Below are 2,495 nucleotides of genomic sequence, written 5' to 3'. Positions count from 1 at the left end.
CCGCGCTGGGCCAGCGCCGCCGCCTTGGCGAAGTCGGTGGCGGTGCGGTCGATCTCCTTGGCCGAGAACGCACGCGGCCGGAAGGGGCTGATGGGCGACTTGCGACGCGACGCGCTCTTGACCAGCGGGTGGTAGCCGTAACGACCGGCGTGCAGGATCTGCATCGCGATCTTGCCGTCGTGCTCGTGCACGGCGTCGGTGACCACGCGGTGGGCGTCGGCGAACGAGCCGTTGTTCATGGTGCCGCCGAACGGCAGCAGCCAGCCCGTGCGGTTGGGCGAGAAGCCGCCCGTGACCGACAGCGCCACGCCACCCTTCGCGCGCTCGGCGAAGTAGGCGGCGAGCTTCGGCAGGTCCTTGCGCCGGTCCTCGAGCTTGCTGTGGATCGAGCCCATGATCACGCGGTTTCGCAGCGTCGTGTGGCCCAGGTCGAGCGGGCTCAGCAGGTGCGGGTAGTCCTGGTGGTCGGGCTGGGTGAACGGGCTGGGCTGCGACGACGGGGGCTGGGTCGGGGTGCTCATACTGGTCCTGTGATCTCGAGAGTCTCGGCGTGGGTGCTCGTGGTGGCAGGCGTCTTCAACGTGGTCATCTGGCCGCGGTTCGCGAAGGCGATCGTCGACGACGAGCGCGCGTGGGCCGGCGAGGCCTGGAGCAGTGCGCCCACCGCGTTCTTCTNGCGGGCCCTTCGAGCCGGGCGAGGATCTCGTCGCACCAGCTGATCGCGGTCTGCTCGCCGAGGATCCCGCCGCGCAGCACGAGCCACGGGCCGACGTCGGCGGCGTCGAGGGCGTCGGGGTCGGGGTAGAAGCGCTCGGCGCTGGCCTCGTAGTAGCCGAGCTTCTCGGCGTGCTCGGCACGCTTGCGGTGCACGTCGGCCAGGATCGCGTCGCGGTCGCCGTACTCGAGGGCACGCAGCTTGACCGCGAAGGCCGACCGCAGCGGCTCCATGGTCGACGGCTCGGTGGTGAACCGGACCAGCTCCGCACGGCCGGCGTCGGTGATGGCGTAGACCTTCTTGTCGGGCCGTCCGTCCTGGGCCACGACTTGCGACGTCACGAGGTCGTCGGCGTCCATGCGGCCCAGCACCTTGTAGATCTGCTGGTGGCTGGCCTTCCAGAAGTTGCCGATCGAGGCGTCGAAGCGGCGCGCCAGCTCGTAGCCCGTGGCGGAGCGTTCCGCGAGGGACACGAGGATCGCGTGCTCGAGCGCCATGGTCCGAGAGTACATATGCAACCAGTTGCACAGCAACAGTGACGCCTAGAGTGACGTGCATGTCGATCTTCGCCGTGACCTACACCTACGGAGCGCCCGAGGAGCAGCTCGCGACGCTGCGCACCGAGCACCGCGACTACCTCGCGAACCTGCCCGAGCTGCTGATCAGCGGCCCGGCGTCCGACAGTCGCGAGGCGGTGCTGGTGTTCCGCGCCGACTCGCGCGAGCAGGTCGAGGCCCTCGTGGCCGCCGACCCCTTCGTGGCTGCGGGATTCGTAGGCGAGCACGTGGTGCGCGACTGGAAGCCGATCCTCGGCTCACTGGCCGGGCACTTCACGGCCTGACGACGGGCGCGCCGTACGATTTCGCCCATGCGCCTGACCCCCCTCCCCATGGTTGCTGCTGCCGCTGCTGCAGCCACGCTTGCCCTCGCCACCGCCTGTGCCCCCGCTGACGAGTCGGACTCCTCCGACGACTCCGCCGGCGTCGTCTCGCTGGACCAGTGCCAGGGCGACGACCTCGACCTGCACGAGGCCGGAACCCTGACGATCGCCACCGACACCCCCGCGTACGAGCCGTGGTTCACCGACGACGACCCGACGAACGGCAAGGGGTACGAGGGCGCCGTCGCCCGCGCGGTCGCCCAGAAGCTGGGCTTCGGGCCCGACGAGATCACGTGGATCACGCAGGGCTTCAACGAGGCGGTCAAACCGGGCGACAAGGCGTTCGACTTCGACGTCAACCAGTTCTCGATCACGNCCCTCGAGGACTCCGAGTACGCCGACGTCACGAGCCTGGCGGACCTGAAGGACGCCAAGGTCGGTGCCCAGGTCGGCACCACGTCGCTCGAGGCCACCGAGCAGCTCGGCCTCTCGTCGGACCCGCTCGTCTACGACGACACCTCCAAGGCCGCGCAGGCGCTGCAGAACGGCCAGGTCGACGCGATCATCGCCGACGTCCCCACCGCGTTCTACCTCGTGTCCGCCGAGCTCGACGGTGCGACGCTCGTCGGCCAGTTCGAGCCGCGCACGGGTGAGTCCGAGGAGTTCGGCCTGCTGCTCGACAAGGACTCGCCGCTGACCCCGTGCGTGAGCGCCGCGGTCGACGCGCTCGCCGACGACGGCACCCTCGAGAAGCTGCAGACGCAGTGGCTGTCGACCGAGGTCGACGTGCCCGAGCTGAGCCAGTCCTGAGCACCCACCACCAGCCCAGCGAGCGCCAGCAGGCCCGGGAGCGGTACCGCCGCTCCCGGGCGCTGCGTCGCGGGGGCGTCGCGGCGGGGT

The 2,495-nt window shown here is 70.2% G+C and carries 3 protein-coding genes and 2 pseudogenes; 3 read left to right on the top strand and 2 right to left on the bottom strand.

Annotated elements, in window-relative coordinates; genetic code table 11:
* Window positions 1-521, bottom strand: a pseudogene (locus ASF38_RS09110) (hypothetical protein); the annotation flags it as partial.
* Here ASF38_RS09110 and ASF38_RS19770 point away from each other — a divergent pair.
* Window positions 420-675: pseudogene (locus ASF38_RS19770) on the top strand (SCO4848 family membrane protein); the annotation flags it as partial. The pseudogenes ASF38_RS09110 and ASF38_RS19770 sit on opposite strands and share 102 nt — an antisense overlap.
* 1 nt (window position 676) lies before the next feature.
* Here the strand turns inward: ASF38_RS19770 and ASF38_RS09105 are convergent.
* A partial coding sequence (locus ASF38_RS09105) for a PadR family transcriptional regulator (RefSeq protein ID WP_156366881.1) occupies window positions 677-1,212 on the bottom strand: 536 nt, incomplete at its 3' end.
* 59 nt (window positions 1,213-1,271) lie between these two features.
* Between ASF38_RS09105 and ASF38_RS09100 the strand changes: the two genes are divergently transcribed.
* Both ASF38_RS09100 and ASF38_RS19325 read left to right on the top strand, forming a co-directional pair.
* Window positions 1,272-1,556: a YciI family protein gene (locus tag ASF38_RS09100; RefSeq protein ID WP_055962246.1), complete on the top strand. Its 285-nt coding sequence runs from the start codon at window positions 1,272-1,274 to the stop codon at window positions 1,554-1,556.
* Between the two features lie 450 nt (window positions 1,557-2,006).
* Window positions 2,007-2,405 (top strand): transporter substrate-binding domain-containing protein, encoded by a 399-nt coding sequence (locus ASF38_RS19325; RefSeq protein ID WP_369815190.1) that lies wholly within the window; start codon window positions 2,007-2,009, stop codon window positions 2,403-2,405.
* Window positions 2,406-2,495: the final 90 nt, after the last annotated feature.

Origin of the sequence: Aeromicrobium sp. Leaf272 (assembly GCF_001422865.1) — a bacterium.
Classification (GTDB): Bacteria; Actinomycetota; Actinomycetes; order Propionibacteriales; family Nocardioidaceae; genus Aeromicrobium.
Note: the sequence above shows the minus strand (reverse complement) of the source record. Positions and strands in the feature narration are given on the sequence as shown.

What these genes read in the sequence shown, in the direction of transcription:
- ASF38_RS09100 (WP_055962246.1), top strand. Translation starts at nt 1,272, where the DNA reads ATGTCGATCTTCGCCGTGACCTACACCTACGGAGCGCCCGAGGAGCAG.